Genomic DNA, 24,482 nt, shown 5'->3' with positions numbered 1-24,482 from the left:
TGATCTAGTAGCCGCGTAGTCGCCCTGTAGTAGCCGAGAAACGGCTACTACAGGGCACGCGGAAATACCGAACCAAGGGGGTCGGAACAATGGCGCGATCGACGACCGCGCAACGCACGAAGAAGGCCGCGATGACCACACTCGGCGACGATGTGCGGGTGGGGATCTACGTGCGGCGCTCCACCGACGACGAGCACCAGCCCTACTCGATCGAAGCCCAAGACACGCGGCTGGACGCCTACATCGGCTCGCAGCCCGGCTGGCGGCTCGTGGCGCGGTTTCCCGACGACGCCTCCGGTGCCACCACCGAACGCGACGGGCTGCAACGCGCGCTCGCCGCCGCCCGCGCCGGGCTGATCGACGTGCTGCTCGTCTACCGGGTCGACCGGTTCTCCCGGAACCTGCGGGACATGGTGATGCTGCTCGACGAACTCGACTCCGCCGGGGTGGTGTTCCGCAGCGCCACGGAACCGTTCGACACCTCCACGCCGATGGGCCGGATGCTGGTGCAGATGCTCGGCATGTTCGCCCAGTTCGAACGCGACACCATCATCGACCGGGTCATCGCCGGGATGGAACGCAAGCACGCCAAGGGAAAGTGGAAAGGCGGCAAACGCCCCTTCGGCTACCAGGTCGACAAGACCACCCACACCCTCATCGTGGACGAGCACGAAGCCGTGATCGTGCGACTGATCTTCGACCTCTACACCAAGGACCGGCTCGGCTCCCGCGCCATCGCCAAAGTGCTCAACGACCGGGGCCACCGCACCAGCTCGGGCGGCAAGTGGTCCGGCTACCAAGTCATCCGCGCCCTCAACAACCGCGTGTACCTCGGCGAACTGACGTTCCGGGAGACCACCGTGACCGACACCCACGCACCCATCATCGACCTCACCGTGTGGGAGCAGGCCCAAGCCATCCTCGACGCACGCGGCGAATCCCACGCCCACCGGGCCGCGTCCGGCTCCGACTACGTGCTCACCGGCCGCCTGCGCTGCCCCCAGTGCCACAAGGCCATGATCGGCACCCGCGCCACCGGCCGCAACCGCACCTACCGCTACTACACCTGCTGGAACCTCGCCCGCTACGACGCCAGCAAGTGCGACATGTCGCGGCTCAACGCCGACGCCGTGGACGCGGCCGTCCTGGACGCCCTGGCCAGCTTCTACCGCACCCGGCACGACCTCATCGCCGACGCCATCGCCCACGAACAGACCCAACACCGGGCCGCGCACGCCGACCGGCACGCCGAACTCGCCGCCGTCGAGAACGAGATCACCAAGACCGGGCAGGCCATCGACCGCTACCTGTCCGCGTTCGAGCGCGGCACGATGGACGAAGAACTCGTCGCCGACCGGCTCACCGAGCTACGCGCCACCACCAAGCAACTCCGAGTCCGCCGCGACGAACTGACTCTCGCCCTGGACGACGAGCCCGCCATGCCCGAGCCCGCCAGCCTGGCAGCGGTGGCCGATCACATCACCGAGATCATCACCAGCGGCACCCACAACCAGACCAAGGCCCTCGTCGAAGCCCTGGTCGCCAAGGTCACCATCACCGGCCCCGACCGGCTCATCCCGGTCTTCCGCATCCCCCAACCCCGCAACAACGACGAGGCCGCCCCCGCCCTACCAGCGGAAACGGCCCCGAACGGAGTGGTTCGCACAATGACTAAATCGGTGGGGCGCCTGGGGCTCGAACCCAGAACCTACGGATTAAAAGTCCGCAGCTCTACCAATTGAGCTAACGCCCCCGGTGGCCCCTGCCGGAGCGGGGCACCGCCACGTAGCCTAGTCGTTCCTCTCACCCTTGCGGTACGCGGGCCGTCCGGCGGAGCCACAGCAGGCCGATCACCGGCAGGACCAGCGGGATGAACAGGTACCCCTCGCCGTAGCCCGACCACACCGTCGCGTCCGGGAAGGCCGCTTTGTCGAAGATGCTCAGCGTACCGACCGTCAGCACGCCCAGCAGCTCCACCGTGCACGACGCCAGCGCCACCCGGAACGACGTCGAGCCCGAGCGGGCCAGTGCGACCGTCGCCACGATGTAGATCACCGCGGCCACCGCCGACAGGACGTACGCGACCGGCGCCTCCGAAAACTTCGTCGCGATCTGGACCGCCGCCCGTGACGTCGCGGCCAGTGCGAAGATCGCGTACACCGCGACCAGGATCCGGCCGGGACCCGTCGCCGTCTTCCGCTGCTCAGGCACTCGCGCCTCCCCAGATCTCGTGCAGCCGCAGCACCATGACCGGGATCGCCAGGCACACCACGCCCAGGATCACCGTGCTCGACCGGCTCCGCTCCGCCAGCGCCCACGCCGTGCCGGCCGGGATGATCACCAGCGAACCCACCAGGTACGCCAGGAACGTCGCGAGGCTGCCCGGGTGACCGCCCCGCACGAGCCCCACGATCCCGATGACCAGCTGCACCACCAGCAACACCTCGACCACAGCCAGTGCCACGAGCAACGGCCGCTGCGGTTCCCGGTTCCGCGCGGCGGCCACGAAGGCCCAGGCGGCGACGAAAAGCGAGGTCACCGCCACCGCTACCGCGAAGCCCGAGATCACCTGCCGAGCTTAACCCGGGCCCCGTCACCCCTACTCGCGGGTGAAGCAGGGGCGGCAAAAGAACCGGCGGCCTGGAAGTTATGCCTCCATTTGGGTGGTGTAGTCGTTACGCCGGGTCTTCGCTACCTGGTGGTAACGCGGGCGTGCGTGGTCCCAACAACGCCGAAACGGCCTATTGGTATTCACCGGGGTTGCGGGTGCAAGATGGCGGCACCGCAAAAATTGCCGCGGAGGAGCCCCCGAAATGGATCTCAGGTACGAGGCGTTCTGCTTCGCCGATCCGCTCTTTTTCGACGAGCAGCGGAACACCGCTGAAAGCGGTGAAGAATTTGCGAAATCGCTGCCGGAACCTGACGGGGGGTGGCTGTGCGCCGAGCGGGGGGTGTGGCGCTACTTCCGCCCCGTGGACCGCGATCTTCCTTCGCAGGGCTGGAAAATCCACGTCTCGGGCACGCCGTCGAACGCCCGCCGGGTGCTCGTCGAGGTGTGGCGGTACTGCCTGGAAAGATCGATTTCCTTCAAGCACCTGCGCACGGCCGAGATGGTGCTGGCGAACAATTCAAAGTACGCGGCGCGGGAGGGCAGCGGCAAGCTCGCCACTATTTATCCGAGTGACAACAATGAGCTGGAACGCGTACTTCATGATCTGTCCGGAGTTCTTTCCGGGGAGTCCGGGCCCTACATTCTCAGCGATCTGCGCTACGGTGGAGGTCCACTCCACGTCCGTTACGGTGGTTTCTCCGAGCGCTGGGTGGAGGCCGACGGCCGCAGAGTGCTCGCCGTGTGCAAGCCCGACGGGACACTCGTCCCCGACGAGCGGACCCCCACCTTCCAGCTGCCGGACTGGGTCGAGCTGCCCGAGTGCCTCGCCCCGCACCTGGCGGCCCGCCGCGGCGGCGACCCGGCGCAGTTCCCCTACCGGGTGACCTCCTCCCTGCACTTCTCCAACGGCGGCGGGGTCTACCTGGCCGAGGACAAGGCCGACGGCCGCGAGGTCGTGCTCAAGGAGGCCCGCCCCCACGCCGGACTGGACCGCGACCACGTGGACGCCGTGGTTCGCCTCCACCGCGAGCACGACGTGCTGCGCCGCCTCGCCGGCATCCCCGGCGTGCCCGCCGCGCACCGCCTGTTCACGGTCTGGGAGCACCACTTCCTCGCCATGGACCGCGTGCCCGGCATTTCCCTCGCCTCCTGGCTCGCCCACCACTACCCGCTCACGCGCCGCGACGCCGCCGAGCGCGACCTGCCCGCGTACGCGGAGCGGGCGAACGCTTTGCTCGGCAGGCTCGCGAAGCTCCTCGACGCGATCCACGAGCGCGGAATCGTCTTCGGCGACCTGCACCCCAACAACGTGCTGGTGGACGACGACGACCAGGTAGCGCTCGTCGACTTCGAACTCGCCTTCCCCGCCGACGCGCCCGGCCGCCCGGCGCTCGGTGCGCCCGGGTTCAAGGCCCCGCCGGGGCTGACCGGCGTCGCCATCGACGACCACGCGCTCGCCGCCCTGCGGCTGTGGCTCTTCCTGCCGCTCAACGCCTTGCTCGAACTCGCTCCCGGCAAGCTGCCCTCGCTGCTGGACTTCGTGCGGGACCGGTTCGGCCTGCCGCCGGACCACGGGGCCGAGCTGGTGCGGCCCGGCCTCGAACCGATCCGCACCGACCTCGACGACCCGGAACCGGACTGGCCGCTCGTCCGCAAGGCCATCGCCACGGCCGTCCTCGCCAGCGCCACCCCCGACCGCACCGACCGGCTCTTCCCCGGCGACATCGACCAGTTCCAGGTCGGCGGCGCCTGCTTCGCCGTCGGGGCCGCGGGTGTGCTGCACGCGCTCGACCTGACCGGCGGCGGACGGCACCCCGAGCACGAGCGGTGGCTGATCGAGTCCGTGCGGCGTGACCCGCCCGCCCGTCCCGGTTTCTTCGACGGCGCTCACGGGATCGCGTACGTGCTGGAGAACTTCGGCTACCGGGACGAGGCGACCCGCGTGCTCGACGAGTCCGCCGCGCTGGTCGAGCAGACCACCGAGCCGGGCCTGTGGTCCGGGCTCTCGGGCATCGCGCTCAACCTGCTGCACTTCGCCGACACTCGCGACGACCGCGAGTACCGCGAGCAGGCCGTCCGCATCGGCGCCAAGCTGACCGGGTACACCCCCGCGCCGCCGGGGAGGTTCGCCAAGGCCGGGCTGGTCAGCGGCTGGTCGGGGCCCGCGCTGCTGTTCGTGCGGTTGTTCGAGGAGACCCACGACCGGGCGTGGCTCGACGCGGCCGACCGGGCGCTCAACCGGGAGCTCGAGGAGTTCGTCGAGACCGACGACGGCTCGCTCCAGGCCAAGGACGGGCGGGCCCGCACCCTGCCCTACCTCGCGGTGGGCAGCGCGGGGGTGGCGCTCGTCGCCGAGCACCTCGCCGCGCACCACCCGGACGCCGAGAGCGTCGCGCGGATGCGGGGGCTGCGCGAAGCGTGCCGCGGCGAGTTCGTGATCCACCCCGGTCTGCTGTACGGGCGGACCGGGCTGATGGCCACGCTCGCGGCGGGCAGGCACCGCGGGGCGGACCCGGTCGCCGAACGGGCGATCGAGGTGCACCTTTCGCGGCTGGCCTGGTACGCGATCCCCTTCCGCGGCGGCATCGCGTTCCCCGGCAACCAGCTGCTGCGGCTGTCCATGGACGTCGCCACGGGCGGCGCCGGGATCCTGCTCGGGCTCGGCGCCGTCCTCGACGGCACACCGGTGCTGCCGTTCCTCGGCGGCCCACAGGCTTCGGTCCGACCGGACCGGGGAAAGTGACAGGAGAAAGGCGAAACGATGGATCTGGTTCTCGACCTGCAGGCCATGGAAGCCCCCGAGCACGGCGGCGGCGGCGACGGTGGCGGCCACCCGATCAGCAACCTGAGCCTGCTCGCCGGCTGCGCGAACAGCACGCTGAGCCTCCTGGGCTGCAGCACCATCTGATCGGAGCGGGTGGGAGCGGCGCAGGCCAAGTGCGCCGCTCCCATTCGTGCCTACCGCGTCCGGCCCCGTCGGGGCAAGGAGGTTCCACATGACGGGCGAGGAGCTGCTGCGCGCGGCGACGCGGCGCGTGCGGGGGCGCGCGCTGCTGGTCGTGCTCGTGACCGCGGGTGCGGCCGCGGCGAGCCTCCTGCTGCCGTCGGCGCTGGCGGGCGCGGTGGACTCCGCGATCGCCGGGCGGACGAGCCTGTCCCTGGTCGCGTTCGTGCTGGTACTGGGGGCCGCGGAGATCCTCGCGGAGGTGGCCGGCGGGATCCTGACCACGAGCGTGACCAGCACGTCGACGGCGTGGCTGCGGCGGCTGCTGGTCGACCGGGTGCTCGCGCTGGGGCTGCGCTCGCGGTTCGCCGAGGGGGACGTGCTGAGCAGGCTGACCGGGGACTGCACGGCCGCCGGGGCCATCGTGTCGATCGTCGTGCAGCTGGGTTCTTCGGTGGTGATCAGCACCGGGGCGGTGGTGCTGCTCGCGCTCATGGACTGGCGGCTCGCGCTGGTCTTCCTCGGCAGCGTGCCGCTCGCGCTGCTCACCGCCCGCGCGCACCTGCGGCGCACGGCCGATGACGTGCTGACCTACCAGCGGGTTTCCGGCGAGTTGTCGGCGCGGCTGCTGGACGCGGTGCGCGGACTGCGCACGATCGCCGCGTCGGGTACCGCCGAGCGTGAGGCCGGGCGCGTGCTCCGGCCGCTGCCCCGGCTGCACGCGGCGGGGCGGGGCATGTGGCGGACGCAGGCGCGCATGGTGTGGCGTGCCGCGTTGCTGCTGCCCGCCGTCGAACTCGCGGTGCTCACCGCGGCCGGGTTCGGGGTGTTCGCGGGGCGGCTGAGCGTCGGGCAGGTGCTCGCCGCGCTCGGGTACGTGACGCTGGGGATGAGCCTGGTCCGCCAGATCCCGTTGCTCACCACGCTTTCCCGCGCTCGGTCGAGCGCCCACCGCATCGTCGAGGTGCTGTCGGAACCGGTGCCGGAGCGCGGCGGGACGACCGTGCCCGAGGGGGACGGGGTGCTGGAGTTCGACGGCATCCGGATCCCCGGCGGCAGCCTGGTGGCGGTCGTGGGGCGTTCGGGGTCCGGGAAGTCCACGCTGGCGGCGCGGCTGGGGGGCCTGACGCCGGACGGGGTGCGCCTCGACGGTGCGCCGGCCGCCGAGGTTCCGCGTGCCCTCGTCGGTTACGCCTTCGAGCGGCCGGCCCTGATCGGGGACACCGTCGCCGACGCGGTCGCGTTCGGCACCTGGGCGGGGCGCGGCGCGGTCCGCGCGGCCTGCCGCCAGGCGCAGGTGCACGACCTGGTCGTCCGGCTGCCCGAGGGGTACGACACGCCGCTCGCCGAAGCGCCGCTGTCCGGTGGGGAGGCGCAGCGGCTGGGGCTCGCCCGCGCGTTCGTCCGCCGTCCGCGGGTGCTGGTGCTCGACGACGCGACGGCCAGCCTCGACACCGTGACCGAGTCCCTTGTGGACGGTGCGATCCGGGAGTCCGGCAGCACCCGCGTGGTGGTGACGCGCAGGCCGACGACCGCCGCGCGTGCGGATCTGGTGCTGTGGCTGGAAAGCGGGGCCGTTCGCGCGGCCGCACCGCACGACGTGCTGTGGCGGGAACCGGACTACCGCGCGATCTTCACGGAGGGGACGTGAGGCTGTACTGGCGCGCGCTGGGCGCGCAGTGGCGCGGCGGGCTGGTCCTGGCCGCGTGCTCGGTCGCCGAAGGGCTGCCTGCGTTCACCTCCGGACGGCTGGTGCAGCTCGCGGTGGACGACGGGTTCGCCGCGGGGAACCCGGGGCGCGGCGTGGCGTGGCTGCTCGTGTTCGGGGCAGTGGCGCTGGCCGGGGCAGGCGCGTCACGTCTGGTGTGGCGGCAGCTGGGCACGCTGGTCGAACCGGTGCGGGACGCGCTGGTCACCGCTGTCGTCCAGGGGGTGCTGCACAACCCGCCGCGCCGCAACGGGGTCGACGCCGCTGCGGTCGCGCGGATCACGCAGCACATCGAGGTCATCCGCGACGCGACCGCCGGGTTGCTGGTGCAGGCGCGCGTGATGCTGGTGACCACCGGGGGTGCGCTGCTGGGCCTGTTCACCGTCGCCGGCCCACTGGCGTGGCTGGTGGCGGTGCCCGTCGGCGCTTCGCTGGTCCTGTTCGGCTGCCTGCTGCCCGGGCTCGCGCGACGCCAGCGCGAGGTGACGCTCGCCGACGAGACCACCGCGGAGCGTGCGGGCACGGTGCTGGCCGGGATGCGGGACGTGGTGGCGTGCGGCGCCGAACCGGAGGTCGCGCTGCCGCTGCACGCCGCCGTGGAGCACCAGGCGCGGTCGGCGATGCGGCTCGCCCGGATGGCGGCCGCCCGCACCGCGGTCATCGCGACCGGCGGTTTCCTGCCCCTGCTGCTCGCGCTCCTCGTCGCACCGGGGCTCGTCGGGTCCGGCGCGCTGAGCGCGGGGGCCGCGCTCGGCTCGCTGGTCTACCTCGCGACCAGCCTCCAGCCCGCCGTCCACAACCTGGGTGCGACGTCGAGCAGCGTCGTGCTCCGGCTGCTGGTGGCCCTGCGGCGGGTCGGGGAGACCACCGTCCTGCCCCCGCAGCCCTCGGGCGACCGCGAACCGGCCGACGCGACCGTCGAAGCCAGGAGGCTGACGTTCGGCTGGGGCGAGCACGCCGAACCGATCGTGCGCGACCTCGACCTGCGGCTCGCGCCGGGTGACCACCTCGCCGTCGTCGGCCCCAGCGGTATCGGCAAGTCGACACTCGCGTCGTTGTTGACGGGGATGGTCCAGCCGCAGGCGGGCGACGTGCTCGTCGGCGGGGTGCCCGTGCGCGAGCTGCGTCCCGCCGCGCTGCACCGGCTGGTCGCGCTCGTGCCGCAGGAGACCTACCTGTTCGACGGCACGGTGCGGGAGAACCTCGCGTTGTTCGCGCCGGACGCCACCGACGAGCAGCTGGTCGCGGCGGTGCGGGCGGTCGGCGCGGACGGCGTGGTGTCCCGCCTCGGCGGGCTCGACGCCGAGCTGGGGCGCACGTCGGCGGGAGAAGCCCAGCTCCTCGCGCTCGCCCGCGTGTACGCGAGCCCGGCGCGGGTGGTCATCCTCGACGAGGCCACGTCCGGCCTCGACCCGGCCGCGGAGGTCCGCGCGGAAAGCGCTTTCGCGCAGCGTGGCGGGGTGCTGGTGGTGATCGCCCACCGGCTCTCGTCGGCGCTGCGCGCGGACCGCGTGCTCGTCATGGACGGCCGGTCGACCCTGCTGGGCAGCCACGACGACCTGCTGGCCGCCTCGCCCCGCTACGCCGCGCTCATGCGGGCGTGGACCGATCCGGTCGCGGCCTGAGCTCCTCCAGGCAGTCCCGCAGCCTGCCCTCGACCGGCACCGGCCGACGGGTCTCGCGGTCGACGAACACGTGCACGAAGTGCCCCTCCGCGACCAGGGTCTCCCCGTGCCGGATGGCGATCTCGTAGCGGACGCTCGACTTGCCGAGGTGCCCGACCCGCAGGCCCACCGACAGCACGTCGGGGAACGAGACCGAGGCGTGGTAGTTGCAGTGGGACTCGACGCACAGGCCGATCACCTGGCTCTTCTCCAGGTCCAGACCACCACGCTCGATGAGCCAGGTGTTGATCACCGTGTCCATCAGCGAGTAGTGCACGACGTTGTTGACGTGCCCGTAGACGTCGTTGTCCTTCCAGCGCGTCGGCACCGTCCGCCAGTGCGGGTACTCGTTCACCACAGCGACACCGACCGGCGCAGGATGCCCGCGAGGTCGTCCTCCGTGGGCGTGCGGGGCGCGATGGCGAGCAGCCGCTGCTGCTTGAGCGTGCCCTCGACGAGTGAGTCCACATCGGACTCGGTGTACCCGACGGCGCCGATGCCGTTGGGGATGCCGATGCGCTCCATCAGCCGCCGCAGCACGGTGGGCAGGTAGTCGGCGTCGTCGTTCGGCCGGTCGACCTCGGGGCCGAGCAGCTGCGCGACCCGCAGGTGCCGTTCCGGCGCGGCTTGGAAGGTGAACCGGAACGCCTCCGGCGCGGTGAGTGACACCGCCATGCCGTGTGGCACAAGCGGTTCCTCCGGCGGGTAGCCCTCCGGCACGAACTCACGGACGCGTCCGGCGATGGGGTAGGCGTTGGCGTGCGGGATGTGCACACCGGCGTTGCCGAAGCCGAGCCCGGCGAAGGTCGCCGCGAGCGACAGGTTCTCCCGCGCGTGCAGGTCGTCCCCGTTCTCGACGGCGGCGGGCAGCGCGTCGCGCAGCAGCACGAGCGCGCGCTCGGCGAACATGTCCGCCATCGGGTTCGCGCCGCAGTAGGGCACGCGCTCCTCGGGCTTCTTGCGCTCGAACTCCGTGTACGCCTTGGCCGTGTAGCTCTCCGCCGCGTGGCACAGGATGTCCATCCCGCTGGCCGCGGTGACCGAGGGCGGCTGGGTGACCGTCAGCCGCGGGTCCACGACGGCGAGCGTCGGGCGCAGCCGCAGGTGGCTGATGCCGGTCTTGACCTGCAACGACAGCACGTCCAGCACGCACACCGTGGTGCTCTCCGCGCCGGTGCCGGTGGTGGTCGGGACCGCGACCAGCGGCTTGAGCGGCGCACTGGGCGCGCGGCCGCCGCCGACGGGCGGGTTGACGTAGTCCATCAACTCGCCTTCGTTGCTGGTCAACAGGTTCACCGCCTTCGCGGTGTCGATGGTGGAGCCGCCGCCGACCGCGACGAACGCGTCCCACGGGCCGGTGCCGCGCGCGTGCTCGACCGCCTTGGCCATGCTCACGTCGGTCGGTTCGACGTGCACCCCGTCGAAGATCTCGGCCCGCAGGCCGTACCCCGCCAGCCCTTCGGCGATGCGCCGCGGCCAGCCGGTCGCGGCTACGCCGGGATCGGTGAGCACGAGTACGCTCCGCGCACCGGTCTGAACCAGGTCGTACCCGATCTCTTCGCAGGCGCCTGCGCCGTACTTCAGCGCGGGCGCCCCGTAGGTGAACACGGTCTCGTTGGCCACGTCCTGAGCATAGGGGGCTACTTGACCAAGGTCGGCAACGCTGATTACCTAGGTGCCATCACGTATCAGCAAGGGTGGACGGTCGGGCGGACGGCGGTCCGGGTATTGGGTGACGCGGGCGTGCGGCGCGCGTACACCGTGCCCGCGGACTCGTTCCTCGACCTCCTCGACGTACTGCAGTTCGACTCCCCGCTCACCGTCGTGCACGCCCGGCACGAAACGGGCGCAGCGTTCATGGCCGAGGCTGAGGGCAAGCTGCGGGAGGTGCCCGCGCTGCTGCTGGGAGCCCGCGGCCCGAACACGTTGAACCTGCTCCCCGGCGTCCAGACGGCGCAGCGCGACGAGACGCCGATGATCGTGCTGCTGGCCGACCGCCCATCGGTGGGCCTCCTCGGTGACGACGCCGACGATCCCGACCCGGTCGAGCCGTTCCGCCCGTACGCCAAGTGGAGCGCCCGCGCGGAGGTCGCCTCCGAGGTGCCCGCGTTGCTCGCCGAGGCACTGGGCGAGGTGCGGCGCGGCCGTCGCGGGCCCGCGGTGCTCGCGGTGCCGGACGACTTCTGGATCGCGCCGTACGAAGGCGGCGTTCCCCAGCCCGAACCGCCGCCCGACCGCAGCGGCGCGTTGCTGCGTTCGGCCGACGAGGTCGCGTCGCTGCTCGCGGACGCCCGCTACCCGGTCGTCATCGCCGGTGCCGGGGTGCGCGCGGCACGGGACGAACTGGTCGAAGTGGCCGAGAAACTGGGGCTGTCGGTGTACAACGCGTTCCGCAGGCAGGACGCCTTCCCCGAGAACCACGCCCGCTACGCCGGTCACCTCGGGCTCGGCATCCCGGCCCGCCAGCTCGACGCGCTCGACCGCGCCGACCTGGTGCTCGCCATCGGGACCAGGCTGGACGAGGTGACCACGCAGAACCACCGCTACCCGTCACCGAGCCAGACGCTGGTGGTGATCGGCACCGGGCTGACCCCCACGCGCCGCCGGGGCCTCACGTTCCGCATCGAGTGCGAGATCGCGCCGTTCCTGCGGGAGCTGGCGGGCGTCGCGATCCCGCGCACGCGGCGCAGCTCGGCCGCGAACGCCTCCACGCACACCTACATGACCCCTCCGGACACGCGGGGCAGCGTGCTCGTGCACCCCGCCGACGTGGTGCGGGCGGTGCGCCGGACGGCCCCCGAGAACACGATCGTCGCGAGCGACTCCAGCAACTTCGCTGGATTCGTGCACCGCTACTGGTGCTTCACGGCCCCGCACACGCAGCTCGGGCCGGCGGACCGGACGGTGGGGTACGCGGTGCCCGCGGCGGTGGCGGCCAAGCTCGCCGCGCCGAAGCGCACGGTGGTCGCGATGACGGGCGACGGCGGCCTGCTGTCCAGCGGGCAGGAGCTGGAGACCGCGGTCCGCTACCGCGCGCAGGTGATCGTCGTGGTCAGCCAGAACGGGCTGTACGGCGACATGGCGATGCACCAGGCCCGCACGCACGGCAGGCTGTCCGGGGTCGCGCTGGAGCCGGTGGACTTCGCCGCGTGGGCGCGTTCGCTCGGCGCGGTCGGCTACACCGTCCAGTCGCCCGAGCAGCTGGAGCCGACGATCGCGCGGGCGCTGCGGCACCAGCGGCCCAGCGTCATCGACGTGCGCACCGACCCGGACGTGATCGACCCCGACGTGCGGCTCAGCGCCCTTTTCCCGGCGCAGCGCACCCGCTGAGGCGAGCTCGCCTCGCATTTTCCGCGGGACTCGCGTAGGGTCGGAATTCCTTACTATTTCCCGAATTCTGAAATTGGTACTTCTGCATGGTCACTGAAACCCCCGTCCGCAAACCGAAACCGATGCTCTCGGGTATGCGTTCGCTACCCGAACACGTACTGGTCAAGGTGTTCGTGTTGCTGCCGCTGGTCGCGCTGGCGGCGGCGGTGCCGTTCGCCTGGGGCTGGGGGCTGAGCTGGCTCGACGTCGGCCTCGGCGCGTTCTTCTTCGTCGTGTCCGGCCTCGGCGTGACCGCCGGCTACCACCGGCACTTCACCCACGGCTCGTTCAAGGCGCGGCGGCCGCTGCGCGTCGCGCTGGCCATCGCGGGCAACCTGTCCGCGCAGGGGCCCGCGACCACGTGGGTGGCCGACCACCGGCGGCACCACGCGTACTCCGACCGGGCGGGTGACCCGCACTCGCCGTGGCTGTTCGGCACCGGGCCGAAAGCCCTGGCCAAGGGCTTCTGGCACGCCCACATGGGCTGGCTGTTCGAGCGCGAGGTGACCAACGCCGAGCGGTTCGCGCCCGACCTGCTCGCCGACCGCGACATCCGCAGGGTGGACGGCCTGTTCCCCGTCTGGGTAGCCGCGACGTTCCTGCTCCCGGCGATCGCGGGCGGCCTGATCACCTGGTCGGTGTGGGGCGGGGTGACCGCCTTCTTCTGGGCCGGCCTCGTCAGGGTGGCGCTGCTGCACCACGTCACCTGGTCGGTGAACTCGATCTGCCACATGATCGGCGAGCGCCCGTTCGCCAGCAGGGACAAGGCGGCGAACTTCTGGCCGCTGGCGATCTTCTCCTTCGGTGAGTCGTGGCACAACCTGCACCACGCCGACCCGACGTGCGCCCGCCACGGCGTCCGACGTGGGCAGATCGACATCACGGCACGGCTGATCTGGATCTTCGAGAAGCTCGGCTGGGCCTCGCAGGTGCGCTGGCCGACACCCCAGCGGCTGAACCGGCTGGCGCTCCAGCCCGATCTGTGATTAACTGTAAGAGGTCTCAAGCTTTTGTGTTCGTGCTAACCCACGCTCGCAGAACTTAGCGGGCGTAGTGGTTTCCCATTCGGGAGAGCAAACCGCCTCGCGTTGACCCGGAGCATCGAAAAGGTGCTCTGCTTGTTTTGCAGTATATGGAGATTGTTTACATGGTTCAGGGCACTGTGAAGTGGTTCAACTCCGAGAAGGGGTTCGGCTTCATCACCCCCGACAACGGTGGCGGCGACGTGTTCGTGCACTACTCGGAGATCCAGGGCAACGGCTTCCGTAGCCTCGAGGAGAACGCCCGCGTCGAGTTCGAGATCGGCCAGGGCCAGAAGGGTCCGCAGGCCACCTCGGTCAGCGTCATCTGACACAGGCTTCGAAACGAGCCCCCCGCCTCCCCGTGAGGCGGGGGGCTCCTTCGTTTGCAACGGGGTGCAACCCTTCCCGGCGGGGGCCTCGCGGGTGTCCCATGGACAACTGTGACGGAACCCACAGTCGGGATCGTGGTGAACCCCGCGTCCGGCCGCGACATCCGGCGGCTGGTCGCGAAGGCCTCGGTGTTCCCGACCGCCGAGAAGGCGAACATGGTGCAGCGGCTGCTCACCGCGCTCGCCTCGGTCGGGGTCACCCGCGCGCTGCTCTCGACCGACCTCGGCGGCATCTCCGCCGCCGTCCTGCGGGCCCTGCGCACCGGGCGCAACGCCTGGCCCGCCGTCGAGTTCTGCGAGGACCCGCTCACCGACAGCGCGCAGGACACCACCAACGCCGTCCGCCGGATGGTCGCCGAGGGCGCCGGGGTGGTCGTCTGCCTAGGGGGTGACGGCACCGCCCGCGTCGCGGCCGCGGCCTGCGGGGACGTGCCGCTGCTGCCGCTGTCCACCGGCACGAACAACGCGTTCCCGCAGCTCCGCGAGGCCACGGTGGCCGGACTCGCCGCCGGGCTGGTGGCCACCGGCGCGGTGGACGCCACCCGCCGCGCGTCCGTTCTCGAAGTCACCGCGGGGCAGCGCACCGAACTCGCCCTCGTCGACGTCTGCGGGGCCAGCTCCCCGTACGTCGGCTCCCGCGCGCTGTGGGAGCCCGCCCAGCTCACCGAGCTGTACTGCACCTTCGCCGAACCCGACGCGATCGGCCTGTCCAGCGTCGCAGGGCAGCTGTGCCCGAGCCCCCGTGACGAACCGGGCGGCGTCGCGCTGCGGTTCGCGCCGCTCCCCGAAGCCCGCTGGATCGTGCGGGCGCCGATCGCGCCGGGGCTCGTCGTGCCCGTCGGCGTCCGCGACTGGCGCGTGCTGCCCGTCGGCGAACCCGTCGAACTCGCCCCGTGTGGCGTCGTCGCCGTGGACGGGGAGCGCGAACTCGAGCTACGGGACACCCCCGCGTCCGTCCGCCTGCGAGCCGACGGACCGCGCTGCGTCGATGTCACCGCCGCCCTCACCGAAGCAGCTTCCCGCGCACTGCTCACAGAAAGGAACGTCACCGATGACGGACACCTTGCCCACCCCGGCCGCACCCGGCCTTGACGCGAACGCCCTGCTGGAGGCGTACCGCACGATGCGCACCATCCGCGCGTTCGAGGAGCGCGTGCACGACGAGTTCGCGACCGGCGAGATCCCCGGGTTCGTGCACCTGTACGCGGGCGAGGAGGCGTCCGCGGCCGGCGTGTGCGCGCACCTGGACGAGCGCGACTCGATCGCCAGCACCCACCGCGGGCACGGGCACTGCATCGCGAAGGGCGTCGACGTCAAGGCGATGATGGCCGAGATCTACGGCCGCCGCACCGGCTCGTGCCACGGCAAGGGCGGCTCGATGCACATCGCGGACCTGTCGAAGGGCATGCTCGGCGCGAACGGCATCGTCGGCGGCGGGCCGCCGCTGATCTGCGGTACCGCGCTCGCCGCGAAGCAGCTGCGCACCGGCGGTGTCGGCGTGGCGTTCTTCGGGGACGGCGCGAGCAACCAGGGCACCACGTGCGAGGCGCTGAACCTGGCGTCCGTGTGGAACCTCCCGGCGGTCTTCGTGGCCGAGAACAACGGGTACGCCGAGGCGACGGCGAGCACGTGGTCGGTGGCGGCGGACAACATCGCCGACCGCGCGGCCGGGTTCGGCATGCCGGGCGTGATCGTGGACGGGTTCGACTTCTTCGCGGTGCACGAGGCCGCGGGGGAGGCGATCCGGCGGGCCCGCGAGGGTGGCGGCCCGACGTTGATCGAGGTCAAGTTCACCCGCTACTTCGGGCACTTCGAGGGCGACCAGCAGACCTACCGCGCGGGCGAGGTCGTCAACGCGCGCGAGAACCTGGACTGCCTGAAGCGTTTCCGCGCGCGGGTCACGGAGACGGGGCAGCTCGAAGAGTCCACTTTGGATGCCATCGACCAGCAGGTGGCGGACCTGATCGAAGCCGCCGTCACCGAGGCGAAGGCCGCGCCCAAACCCACCCGTGAGGACCTCGAAACCGACGTCTACGTCTCGTACTGAAGGAGCGCGACATGGCACGCACGATCAGCTACCGCGAGGCGATCAACGAGGCCCTCGCGCAGGAGATGGCCCGTGACAACACCGTCGTCGTCATGGGCGAGGACAACGCGGGCGGCGCGGGCAGCCCCGGCGAGGACGACGCTTGGGGCGGCGTCCTCGGTGTCACCAAAGGGCTTTACCACGCCTTCCCCGGGCGGGTGCTGGACACGCCGATCACGGAGTCGGCGTTCATCGGGGCCGCGATCGGGGCCGCCACGCGAGGCCTGCGGCCCGTCGCCGAGCTGATGTTCATCGACTTCATGGGCGTCTGCTTCGACCAGATCTTCAACCAGGCGGCCAAGTTCCGGTACATGTTCGGCGGCAAGGCGGAGACGCCGGTGGTGATCCGCACGATGTACGGCGCCGGTCTCCGGGCCGCGGCACAGCATTCGCAGGCCCTGTACCCGGTTTTCACGCACATCCCCGGGCTGAAGGTCGTCGTGCCGTCGAGCCCGTACGAGGCGAAGGGCCTGCTGATCCAGTCGATCCGCGACAACGACCCGGTGATCTTCTGCGAGCACAAGGCGTTGTACGACTCGACGGGCGAAGTGCCCGAGGACAGCTACACGATCCCCTTCGGCGAAGCGAACGTCGTCCGCGACGGCGACGACGTGACGATCGTGGCGATCGGGCGCATGGTGTCGGTCGCCGAAGCGGCCGCGACCGAGCTGGCGGCTTCCGGCATCGAGGCCGAGATCATCGACCCGCGCACGACGAGCCCGCTCGACACCGAGACGATCCTGGAGAGCGTCGAGAACACCGGACGGCTGGTCGTCGTGGACGAGGCGACCCCGCGCTGCAACATGGCGACCGACATCTCCGCGCTGGTCGCGAAGGAGGCGTTCGGGGCGCTGCGGGCGCCGATCGAGATGGTGACCGCCCCGCACACCCCCGTCCCGTTCTCGGACGCGCTGGAGGACCTGTACATCCCCGACGCGCAGCGCGTCGTCAACGCGGTCAAGGCGGTGGCCGGATGGACCCGATGATCGCCAGGGTCGTCATGCCCAAGTGGGGCCTGTCGATGACCAGCGGCAAGATCACCGAGTGGATCGCGAGCGAGGGCGACGAGATCACCGACGGTGACGAGCTGGCCGACATCGACACCGACAAGATCGCCGGTTCGCTCGAAGCCTCGGACGAGGGCGTGCTGCGCCGCGTGATCGCCCGTGTCGGCGAGGACGTCCCGGTCGGCGCGACCATCGCGTTGATCGCCCCGGCCGACGTGCCCGAGGAGGAGATCGAGGCCGCCGCCCGGCAGGCCCGCGAGGAGCTGGACTCCGGAGTGGTCCCGGAGGTCGGGGGCCCGGTCACCGGCACCGTCGAGGTCGGCGGCCGGACGCTCGCGTACGCCACGCTCGGTGAGGGCGAGGAGCACGTCGTGCTGGTGCACGGCTACGGCGGCGACAAGAACTCCTGGCTGTTCGTGCAGGAACCGCTCGCCGAACGGCACACCGTGCACGCGCTCGACCTGCCGGGCCACGGGGAGTCGGCGAAGGACGTCGGCGACGGCTCGCTGGAGACCCTCGCCGACGCGGTGCTCGGTTTCCTGGCCGCCAAGGAGATCCCGCGGGCGCACCTCGTCGGGCACTCGCTCGGCGGGGCGGTCGTGGTCGCCGCGGCGGCCCGCGAGCCGTCACGGGTGGCCTCGCTGACGCTCGTCGCGCCCGCCGGGTTCGGTGACGACATCAACGCGGACTACCTGCGCGGATTCGCCGACGCCACCTCGCGCCGCGAGCTGAAACCGCACCTGGGGGCGTTGTTCGGCGACCCGGCGCGGGTGACCAGGCAGCTCGCCGACGACCTGATGAAGTACAAGCGGATCGACGGGGTGGACAAGGCGCTGCACACGCTCGTCGACACGCTGCTGCGGCCGCTGGACGTGCGCCCGCTGCTGTCCGAAGTGGACATTCCGGTGACCGTCGTGTGGGGCCGCCGGGACGCCGTGGTGCCGGTCTCCAACGCCGCGTCACTGGAAAACGTGCGGTTCGTCGACGACGCGGGGCACATGGTGCACATGGAAGCCCCTTCGGCCGTTGTGGAAGTGGTCCCCTGAGTGTCACCCTCGACAGGATGGCCGAACACCTCGAGGCAGCGCTGCCGGTCGGGGAGGACCCCCGGCGGTACGCGCGCGCCCTCGCGAAGGTGTGGGAGGCCGCCCTGTCCGGCGAGGCGCTGCCGAAGCGGCCGCGCCCGGTGATCGGCGAGTCCTGGCAACGGATGCGGCGGCTCGGGGTCGATCCCGACCACGGGAACGAGCCCGAGCCGCTCACCCCGGCCGACGTCGCGGCCCGCCGCGAGGCGAGCGGGCTGGCCGGTGTCCTGCCGGTGCTGCGGGCCGGGCTCGTGGGCGTGGCGGAGCAGGCCGCGCACATCATGGTCGTGGTGGACCAGGGCGGCGCCGTGCTGTGGCGCGAGGGCAGCAAGGCGGTGCGCCGCCGCGCGGACGGGCTCGGGTTCGTGGAAGGCGTGTGCTGGCACGAAAACGTCGTCGGCACGAACGCGATCGGCACGTCACTGGTGGCCCGCCGCCCGATCCAGGTCTACTCCGCCGAGCACTACGTGCGCACGCACCACGCGTGGACCTGCTCCGCCGCCCCGCTGCGCGACCCGCGGGACGGGCGGCTGCTCGGCGTGGTGGACCTGTCCGGGCCCGCCGCGACCGTGCACCCGAGCACGCTGGCGCTCGTCGACGCCGTCGCCCGGCTCGCCGAATCGACCCTGCGCACCGCCCACCTCGCCGAACTCGACCGGCTGCGGGGCGTCGCGCTGCCGGTGCTGTCCAAGGTGCCCGGCCGCGCCGTCGTCGTTGACCGGCACGGCTGGGTCGCCGCCACCGCGGGGCTCGCCCCGGTCGAGCGCGTCTCACTGCCGTCGGGGTGCGCGCCGGGGCAGACCTGGTTGCCCGCCTTGGGCAGTTGCGTGCTCGAACCGCTCCCGGGTGGCTGGCTCGTGCGGCTCGCCCGCGAAGCCGATGCGCCCATCCGGGTGGTTCTCGACGATTCGACGCTCACGGTCACCGGAACCACCGGTTCCTGGACGCATTCGCTCAGCCCGCGGCACGCCGAAATCCTGCACTCGCTCGCGGTCCACCGCGAAGGCCGCTCCGCCGCCGACCTCGCGGAGGAGTTGTTCGGTGATCGTGCGCGCACCGTCACCGTCCGCGCGGAAATGTCGCGCCTGCGCCGGAATTTCGGGTCCGTGCTCGCCCGTGCGCCGTACCGGTTCGCCGACGGGATCGAGGTCGTCCTGACTCGGAAAGGCAACCGGGCAGACACGGTCCAATAACGTCGTGCGGAATTTTCCGAACCGCCCGGACTCGATGGCGGACGCTCCGGCCACTCGGCTACCTTCATTGCGGTAGTCGGCGGGCGAGGGGTGGAGTTTCATGACGAGTACCGCGGTGCGGCCTGGGGCGCCGAGCGGACCCGTACCCGAGCCACCCGCACCCGGCGGCGCCGGGCGCAGCGGGTTCGCCGGGCTGCTCGACCTGCCGGTCGCCGCCGCGCGCGGGCTGACGCGGTCGGTGCGCACGAGCCCGGGGCGGCTCACCGTGATCGGGGTCGGGCTCGTCGTGCTGGCACTGGTCTTCGGCGTCGTCGGCACGATCGCCGTGCAGGGCAAGAAGGACACGATCAACGACCTGATCGACCACCGCGAGCCGCTGACCGCCGCGTCGCAGGAGGTGTACCGCTCGCTGTCCGACGCGGACGCCACGTCGGCCGACGCGTTCCTGGTGATCGGCGCCGAACCGCCCGAGATGCGGGAGCGGTACGACCAGGACATCGCGCGCGCCGGTGCCGCGCTCGCGAAGGCCGCTTCGGACTCCGAGGGGGTCGCGGCCGCGGCGGCGCAGGTGGACATCATCAGCCGCAACCTGCCCGTCTACACCGGCATCATCGAGCGCGCCAAGGCGAACAACCGCCAGGGCTTCCCGGTCGGCGCGTCGTACCTGCGCGAGGCGTCGCACCTCATGCGCGCCACGATCCTGCCCGCGGCCGAGGAGCTGTACCGCATCGACACCGAACGGCTCACCGCCGAACAGGACGACGCGGCCGGCTTCCCGTGGGCGGGCGTGATCCTCCTTGTCGCCGTGCTCGGCGCGCTCGTCGCCACGCAGGTCTACCTGACGAGGCGCACCAACCGGCTGCTCAACATCGGGCTGGTCGTCGCGAGCGGCGCGATGGTGCTGGTCCTGCTGTGGGGCGTGGTCGCGTTGATCGTGCAGGGCACGCTGGTCGGCGGTGGCCGGGACGACGGCAGCCACCCCGCCGACGTGCTGGTCCGCGCCCGCATCGCCGCCGTGCAGGCCCGCGCCGACGAGATGATGACGCTCGTCGCTCGTGGTGACGGCAGCAGCTACGAGCAGGACTACCAGCGGCTCTCCCCGCAGTTCAGCGGGTTGCTGACGGAGGCGCGGGGGCTGCTGGACGGTCCGGCCGCGCAGCAGATCACCGAGGCGGGGGCGAGCGCGAACGCGTGGCTCGAGGCCCACAAGGACGTCCGCGCGCAGGACGACGGCGGCAACTACGCCGAAGCCGTGAAGAAGGCCGTCGACACCACCGCACCGGACAGCGCGGCGAGCGCCTTCGGCAAGCTCGACCAGGCACTGGTGACGGCGATCGACGCCGCCCGCCAGAACTTCCTCGACGAGACGCGCAACGCCGACCGCGCGCTGACCCTGCTGGCGCCCGGTGTCGCGGTGCTGTCGCTGGTCGCCGCGGCGGGGGTGACGATGGGGATCCGCGACCGGCTGAGGGAGTACCGGTGAAGAAGCTCTACAGGCTCGCCGCGCTGTGTGCGGCGGCCGCGTTGCTCGTCGGCTGCGGCAGCGCGGGCACGCCCGTCGACCCCGCCCCCGTCGGCGCGGTGCAGGCGCCGCAGCCCGCGAACGTCGGCGGGGCGGATCCGTCCGCGGGCGGCTCGACCGCGGCCACCTGCGACACGCGCAGCCTCGCACCGAGCCCCGGCATCCCGTCCGGCTCGACGATGGCGCAGATCCGCTCGCGGGGACGGCTGATCGCCGGGGTGGACCAGACCACGTACCTGTTCGGCTTCCTCAACCCCGCCAACGGCAACCTCGAGGGCTTCGACATCGACATCGTCAAGCAGCTCGCGGCCGCGATCTTCGGGTCGTGGGAGGGGCACGTGCAGTGGAAGGCGATCCCGTCGTCCCAGCGGGAGAACGTGCTGCGCGACCACAGCGTGGACGTCGTGGTCCGCACGTACAGCATCACGTGCGCGCGGCTGAAGGACGTGAACTTCTCGGCCCCGTACTACCAGGCGGGGCAGCGCGTGCTCGCCACGCGCAACTCCGGCATCACCGGCCTGTCCGACCTGGGCGGCAAGAAAGTGTGCGCCACCAAGACGTCCACGTCGCTTTCGGCGATCCAGAACGCGCCCGCGCGGCCCGTGCCGGTCTCGGTGAACAACTGGTCGGACTGCCTGGTGATGCTGCAGCAGGGCCAGGTCGACGCGATCTCCACCGACGACGTGATCCTCGCCGGGATGGCGAAGCAGGACCCGAACCTGGAGGTCGTCGGCGACCGGTTCACGCAGGAGAACTACGGCGTCGGCATCCCGAAGGGCCAGGACGACATGGTCCGGTTCGTCAACTCCGTGCTGGAGAACGTCCGCGGCAGCGGCGTCTGGCAGCAGACCTACAACACCTGGATCGCGCCCGTGCTCGGGCCCGCAGGCCCGCCGCCCGTTTCGTACCGATGAGGGGACCATGCCCGACCACGAGCCCATCTCCGGCCGGCTCGACGAATCCCCGGCCGAGTCCACGCAGTTCATCCGTCCCGTCGCGCCGCCCCAGCAGGCACAGCAACCGCAGCTGACGAGCGTGCTCGCCTCGCCGTCGCCGACGACGAGCATCCGGCCGCCCGCGCACGTCGACGAGGCGCGCGGCACCGGCCCGCAGCTGCCCGACCCGGGCACGGAAAGCGTGCTGCCCGAGACGTCCAGCGGGCGGCACACCGGCAGCGGCACGGGTCCGGGCACCGGCGGCACGGGTTCCGGCCCGTTCCCCGGCACCTCGCGGCGCACCGGCAGGCGCACCTCCCGGCGCGGCAGGCTGGGGCTCGGTCTGGTCGACGTGCCGCCCGTGCCCTACCGCGACCCGGCGTCGGCGGTGCTGACGAACCCGGTGGTGTCGGAGGAGAAGCGCTACTGCGGCAACTGCTCGGCGAAGGTCGGCCGCGGTGACGCCGGTCCCGAGGGCGTGTGCGAGAACTGCGGCACGCCGTATTCGTTCGTGCCGAAGCTGCGGCCCGGTGACCTGGTCGGCGGGCAGTACGAGGTGCTGGGCGCGCTCGCGTACGGCGGGCTGGGCTGGATCTACCTCGCGCAGGACCACAACGTCAACGACCGCTGGGTCGTCCTCAAAGGACTGATCGACGCGGGCGACGCGACGGCCACGGCCGCGGCGGTGAACGAAACCCGCTTCCTGGCGGAGGTCGAGCACCCGAACATCGTCAAGATCTACAACTTCGTACAGCACCCGGATCCGCAGACCGGGCACTCCGTCGGCTACATCGTGATGGAGTACGTCGGCGGGCAGTCGCTGCGGCAGCTCGCCCTCGCGCACTACCGCAAGGCGGGCAGGCCGGAACCGCTGCCGATCGCGCAGGTCATCGCGTACGGGCTGGAGATCCTGCCCGCGCTCGGGTACCTGCACAGCCAGAACCTGCTGTACTGCGACCTCAAGCCGGACAACGTCATCCAGACGCACGAGCAGCTGAAGCTGATCGACCTGGGTGCGGTGCGGCGCATCGACGACTACTCCAGCCCGCTGTTCTTCACCACCGGCTACAGCGCGCCGGAGCTGGCCTCGCAGGGTGCGTCGGTGGCGTCCGACCTGTACACGGTGGGCCGCACGCTCGCGGTGCTGAGCTTCGAGTTCAACGGCTACACCACGAAGTACAAGGACTCGCTGCCCAGCCCGGACGAGGTGCCGCTGTTCAAGCTGTTCGGGTCGTACTACCGGTTCCTCAAGCGCGCGACGCACCGCGACCCGGACCGCCGGTTCATCACGGCCGAGGACATGGCGGACCAGCTCGCCGGGGTGCTGCGCGAGATCATGGCGCTGGGCACCGGAAAAGCGCGGCCGGGTGTGTCCACTGTGTTCGGTCCGGAGACCAACACGTTCGGCGTGGACATCGTGGTGCCCGAGCCGGGGAAGCCGGTCGAGCTGCCCAAGGGCGAGGACGTCGTGGGTGGCCTGCCGATCCCGCAGGTGGACACGAGCGACCCGGCGGCCGGTGTGCTGGCGACGACGACGGCGCTGGACCCGCAGGGCGCGATCGACGCGTTGATCGGCGCGCCGCGGCAGTCGATCGAGGTGCGGCTGCGCATCGTCCGCGCCCGCATCGAGCTCGGCGAGCTCGCGGAGGCGAACCGGCAGCTGCAGGCCGCGCAGTACCTGGCGATCCGCGCGGGCTACCCGCACGACTGGCGGATCGACTGGCACCGCGGGCTGATCGAGCTGGCCGGTGGGCGGCAGCGTGTCGCGCAGGTGGCGTTCGAGGCGGTCTACGACGACCTGCCGGGCGAGATCGCGCCGAAGCTCGCGCTGGCCGTGAGCGCGGAAGGCGTCGGGGACTACTTCGCGGCGTCGCGGCTGTACGAGCTGGTGTGGCGGACGGACCGCAGTTACGTGAGCGCGGCGTTCGGCCTGGCCCGCGTGTACCTGGCGCAGGGCGCGCGGGCGAGCGCGATCGAGGTGCTGGAGTCGGTCCCGTCGTCGTCGACGCACTACGTGGCGGCGCAGGTCGCGGCGATCAAGATCAAGACGCGCGCGACGGGCAACGGCCAGGTGACCGAAGGCGATCTCGCGGACGCGGGCGCCCGCCTGGAGAGGCTCACCCTGGACGCGGAAAGCCGCACGCGCCTGACGGCGGAGGTGCTGGAAGCGGCGTTCGAGTGGGTCCGCGCGGCCCCACCGAACCACACGACGAACACGCGGGTGCTGGGCTGCCACCTGTCCGAACGCGACGTCCGGTTCGGCCTGGAACGCTGCTACCGCACGCTGGCCCGCGTCGCCCACACCACGGAGGACCGCATAGCCCTCGTCGACCGCGCCAACGCCATCCGCCCCCGGACGCTGACGTAACGCATCACGGGTTGATGCGGTCCTGGGCCTGCTGGAACTTGGACATGGCGTCCGGGTCACCGTGCGTGGTGAAGTGCTCGAAGCTGACCTCGACGAACAGCGCCCGCGCCCGCACGGCGACCGGCCCGTCCTCGGCGTCCAGGCGGCCTTCGGCGCTCGCGTAGAGCTTGCGCCCCGCCACGCCGTCGACCTTCGCCGTGATGAACAGCGTCGAGCCGACCGGCACGGGCCGCACGAAGTCCGTCTCCAGCTTCCCCGTCACCGCGGGACGGCGCAGCAGGTTGCCGACCGTCGAGCCGAGCGCCTCGTCGAACGCGCAGGCCAGCAGCCCGCCGTGCGCCAGCCCGGGCGCGCCCTGGTGCGCCTCGGTGACGGTGAACTGCGAGTGCACCAGCGCGTGCTCGCCCATCGCCGACCGCATGTGCAGGCCGCCGTCCACCTCACCGCAGCCGAAGCACTGCTCGTAGTGCATCGCGAGCTTCGTGCCCGCCTGCGGCGCGTCGGGGTGCGGAGCCGGCGTCTCGGTCTCGACGGGCGGCCAGGGAGTGGACTTCATCCGCCCAAAGTAACTCTTCACGC

General features: G+C 71.6%; 21 protein-coding genes, 1 tRNA gene and 1 pseudogene. 16 read left to right on the top strand and 7 right to left on the bottom strand.

Translation table 11 applies throughout. The features are described from left to right. Window positions 1-89 precede the first annotated feature (89 nt). Window positions 90-1,097: pseudogene (locus ABFX51_RS13720) on the top strand (recombinase family protein); the annotation flags it as partial. A gap of 270 nt (window positions 1,098-1,367) precedes the next feature. Here the strand turns inward: ABFX51_RS13720 and ABFX51_RS13715 are convergent. The 4 genes from ABFX51_RS13715 to ABFX51_RS13700 all read right to left on the bottom strand — a co-directional run bounded on the left by ABFX51_RS13715 (window position 1,368) and on the right by ABFX51_RS13700 (window position 2,569). Further along, entirely contained in the window at window positions 1,368-1,598 is a 231-nt protein-coding gene (locus ABFX51_RS13715; protein WP_346053883.1) for a hypothetical protein, read from the bottom strand. An 82-nt stretch (window positions 1,599-1,680) separates the two neighbouring features. Then, a tRNA-Lys gene (locus tag ABFX51_RS13710) sits at window positions 1,681-1,753 on the bottom strand. Between the two features lie 50 nt (window positions 1,754-1,803). Beyond that, a complete protein-coding gene (locus ABFX51_RS13705; RefSeq protein WP_346053882.1) occupies window positions 1,804-2,211 on the bottom strand; it encodes a hypothetical protein in 408 nt (135 codons plus the stop codon). After that, window positions 2,204-2,569, bottom strand: a complete 366-nt coding sequence (locus ABFX51_RS13700) for a hypothetical protein (RefSeq protein WP_091508127.1) — start codon at window positions 2,567-2,569, stop codon at window positions 2,204-2,206. Before ABFX51_RS13700 ends, ABFX51_RS13705 begins: the two co-directional genes overlap by 8 nt. Window positions 2,570-2,813: 244 nt before the next feature. On the opposite strand from ABFX51_RS13700, the gene lanKC reads away from it, so the two are divergent. The 4 genes from lanKC (at window position 2,814) to ABFX51_RS13680 (ending at window position 8,888) form a co-directional block, all read left to right on the top strand. Next, window positions 2,814-5,354, top strand: coding sequence for a class III lanthionine synthetase LanKC (lanKC, locus tag ABFX51_RS13695; protein ID WP_346053881.1), 2,541 nt, complete (start codon window positions 2,814-2,816; stop codon window positions 5,352-5,354). Between the two features lie 18 nt (window positions 5,355-5,372). After that, entirely contained in the window at window positions 5,373-5,519 is a 147-nt protein-coding gene (locus ABFX51_RS13690; RefSeq protein WP_091508131.1) for a SapB/AmfS family lanthipeptide, read from the top strand. 88 nt (window positions 5,520-5,607) lie between these two features. Beyond that, a complete protein-coding gene (locus ABFX51_RS13685; protein WP_346053880.1) occupies window positions 5,608-7,206 on the top strand; it encodes an ABC transporter ATP-binding protein in 1,599 nt (532 codons plus the stop codon). Continuing rightward, complete coding sequence (locus ABFX51_RS13680) at window positions 7,203-8,888, top strand: ABC transporter ATP-binding protein (RefSeq protein WP_346053879.1); 1,686 nt, start codon at window positions 7,203-7,205, stop codon at window positions 8,886-8,888. The genes ABFX51_RS13685 and ABFX51_RS13680 overlap by 4 nt, the downstream gene beginning before the upstream one ends. On the opposite strand, the gene ABFX51_RS13675 is transcribed toward ABFX51_RS13680, so the two are convergent. Both ABFX51_RS13675 and ABFX51_RS13670 read right to left on the bottom strand, forming a co-directional pair. Further along, window positions 8,854-9,285, bottom strand: a complete 432-nt coding sequence (locus ABFX51_RS13675) for an acyl-CoA thioesterase (RefSeq protein ID WP_346053878.1) — start codon at window positions 9,283-9,285, stop codon at window positions 8,854-8,856. The two genes, ABFX51_RS13680 and ABFX51_RS13675, sit on opposite strands and share 35 nt — an antisense overlap. Then, window positions 9,279-10,550: a hydroxyacid-oxoacid transhydrogenase gene (locus tag ABFX51_RS13670; RefSeq protein WP_346053877.1), complete on the bottom strand. Its 1,272-nt coding sequence runs from the start codon at window positions 10,548-10,550 to the stop codon at window positions 9,279-9,281. The genes ABFX51_RS13675 and ABFX51_RS13670 overlap by 7 nt, the downstream gene beginning before the upstream one ends. 57 nt (window positions 10,551-10,607) lie before the next feature. Here ABFX51_RS13670 and ABFX51_RS13665 point away from each other — a divergent pair, with 57 nt between their 5' ends. The 11 genes from ABFX51_RS13665 (at window position 10,608) to ABFX51_RS13615 (ending at window position 23,903) form a co-directional block, all read left to right on the top strand. Next, window positions 10,608-12,257 carry a thiamine pyrophosphate-binding protein gene (locus ABFX51_RS13665; protein WP_091508417.1) on the top strand — a complete coding sequence of 550 codons (1,650 nt, stop codon included), beginning with the start codon at window positions 10,608-10,610 and terminating at the stop codon, window positions 12,255-12,257. Window positions 12,258-12,391: 134 nt separating this feature from the next. Continuing rightward, entirely contained in the window at window positions 12,392-13,282 is an 891-nt protein-coding gene (locus tag ABFX51_RS13660) for an acyl-CoA desaturase (protein ID WP_245783083.1), read from the top strand. A 161-nt stretch (window positions 13,283-13,443) separates the two neighbouring features. Further along, the gene (locus ABFX51_RS13655; protein WP_091508143.1) at window positions 13,444-13,647 is read left to right on the top strand and encodes a cold-shock protein; all 204 of its coding nucleotides are present in this window, start codon (window positions 13,444-13,446) and stop codon (window positions 13,645-13,647) included. Window positions 13,648-13,758: 111 nt separating this feature from the next. Beyond that, window positions 13,759-14,799, top strand: a complete 1,041-nt coding sequence (locus ABFX51_RS13650) for an ATP-NAD kinase family protein (RefSeq protein ID WP_091508146.1) — start codon at window positions 13,759-13,761, stop codon at window positions 14,797-14,799. Beyond that, entirely contained in the window at window positions 14,759-15,754 is a 996-nt protein-coding gene (locus ABFX51_RS13645) for a thiamine pyrophosphate-dependent dehydrogenase E1 component subunit alpha (RefSeq protein WP_091508149.1), read from the top strand. Before ABFX51_RS13650 ends, ABFX51_RS13645 begins: the two co-directional genes overlap by 41 nt. A gap of 11 nt (window positions 15,755-15,765) precedes the next feature. Then, window positions 15,766-16,779 (top strand): alpha-ketoacid dehydrogenase subunit beta, encoded by a 1,014-nt coding sequence (locus ABFX51_RS13640; RefSeq protein WP_091508152.1) that lies wholly within the window; start codon window positions 15,766-15,768, stop codon window positions 16,777-16,779. Next, window positions 16,767-17,846 carry an acetoin dehydrogenase dihydrolipoyllysine-residue acetyltransferase subunit gene (locus tag ABFX51_RS13635; protein WP_091508155.1) on the top strand — a complete coding sequence of 360 codons (1,080 nt, stop codon included), beginning with the start codon at window positions 16,767-16,769 and terminating at the stop codon, window positions 17,844-17,846. Before ABFX51_RS13640 ends, ABFX51_RS13635 begins: the two co-directional genes overlap by 13 nt. 17 nt (window positions 17,847-17,863) lie before the next feature. Next, the gene (locus ABFX51_RS13630; RefSeq protein WP_091508158.1) at window positions 17,864-19,078 is read left to right on the top strand and encodes a GAF domain-containing protein; all 1,215 of its coding nucleotides are present in this window, start codon (window positions 17,864-17,866) and stop codon (window positions 19,076-19,078) included. Between the two features lie 100 nt (window positions 19,079-19,178). Next, complete coding sequence (locus ABFX51_RS13625; RefSeq protein ID WP_091508161.1) at window positions 19,179-20,561, top strand: hypothetical protein; 1,383 nt, start codon at window positions 19,179-19,181, stop codon at window positions 20,559-20,561. Further along, window positions 20,558-21,514 (top strand): glutamate ABC transporter substrate-binding protein, encoded by a 957-nt coding sequence (locus ABFX51_RS13620; protein ID WP_346053876.1) that lies wholly within the window; start codon window positions 20,558-20,560, stop codon window positions 21,512-21,514. Before ABFX51_RS13625 ends, ABFX51_RS13620 begins: the two co-directional genes overlap by 4 nt. A gap of 7 nt (window positions 21,515-21,521) precedes the next feature. After that, window positions 21,522-23,903 carry a serine/threonine-protein kinase gene (locus tag ABFX51_RS13615; protein ID WP_346053875.1) on the top strand — a complete coding sequence of 794 codons (2,382 nt, stop codon included), beginning with the start codon at window positions 21,522-21,524 and terminating at the stop codon, window positions 23,901-23,903. A gap of 4 nt (window positions 23,904-23,907) precedes the next feature. On the opposite strand, the gene ABFX51_RS13610 is transcribed toward ABFX51_RS13615, so the two are convergent. Continuing rightward, complete coding sequence (locus ABFX51_RS13610) at window positions 23,908-24,459, bottom strand: PaaI family thioesterase (protein WP_346053874.1); 552 nt, start codon at window positions 24,457-24,459, stop codon at window positions 23,908-23,910. Between the last annotated feature and the right edge of the window lie 23 nt (window positions 24,460-24,482).

The organism is Amycolatopsis dongchuanensis (assembly GCF_039542405.1).
Lineage (GTDB): Bacteria > Actinomycetota > Actinomycetes > Mycobacteriales > Pseudonocardiaceae > Amycolatopsis_E > Amycolatopsis_E sacchari.
Note: the sequence above shows the minus strand (reverse complement) of the source record. Positions and strands in the feature narration are given on the sequence as shown.

Excerpts from the sequence above, each read along its gene's own strand:
- lanKC (WP_346053881.1), top strand. The coding sequence starts at position 2,814 with ATGGATCTCAGGTACGAGGCGTTCTGCTTCGCCGATCCGCTCTTTTTC.
- ABFX51_RS13690 (WP_091508131.1), top strand. The coding sequence starts at position 5,373 with ATGGATCTGGTTCTCGACCTGCAGGCCATGGAAGCCCCCGAGCACGGC.
- ABFX51_RS13685 (WP_346053880.1), top strand. The coding sequence starts at position 5,608 with ATGACGGGCGAGGAGCTGCTGCGCGCGGCGACGCGGCGCGTGCGGGGG.
- ABFX51_RS13660 (WP_245783083.1), top strand. The coding sequence starts at position 12,392 with ATGCGTTCGCTACCCGAACACGTACTGGTCAAGGTGTTCGTGTTGCTG.
- ABFX51_RS13655 (WP_091508143.1), top strand. The coding sequence starts at position 13,444 with ATGGTTCAGGGCACTGTGAAGTGGTTCAACTCCGAGAAGGGGTTCGGC.
- ABFX51_RS13645 (WP_091508149.1), top strand. The coding sequence starts at position 14,759 with ATGACGGACACCTTGCCCACCCCGGCCGCACCCGGCCTTGACGCGAAC.
- ABFX51_RS13640 (WP_091508152.1), top strand. The coding sequence starts at position 15,766 with ATGGCACGCACGATCAGCTACCGCGAGGCGATCAACGAGGCCCTCGCG.
- ABFX51_RS13635 (WP_091508155.1), top strand. The coding sequence starts at position 16,767 with ATGGACCCGATGATCGCCAGGGTCGTCATGCCCAAGTGGGGCCTGTCG.
- ABFX51_RS13630 (WP_091508158.1), top strand. The coding sequence starts at position 17,864 with ATGGCCGAACACCTCGAGGCAGCGCTGCCGGTCGGGGAGGACCCCCGG.
- ABFX51_RS13625 (WP_091508161.1), top strand. The coding sequence starts at position 19,179 with ATGACGAGTACCGCGGTGCGGCCTGGGGCGCCGAGCGGACCCGTACCC.
- ABFX51_RS13615 (WP_346053875.1), top strand. The coding sequence starts at position 21,522 with ATGCCCGACCACGAGCCCATCTCCGGCCGGCTCGACGAATCCCCGGCC.
- ABFX51_RS13610 (WP_346053874.1), bottom strand. The coding sequence starts at position 24,459 with ATGAAGTCCACTCCCTGGCCGCCCGTCGAGACCGAGACGCCGGCTCCG.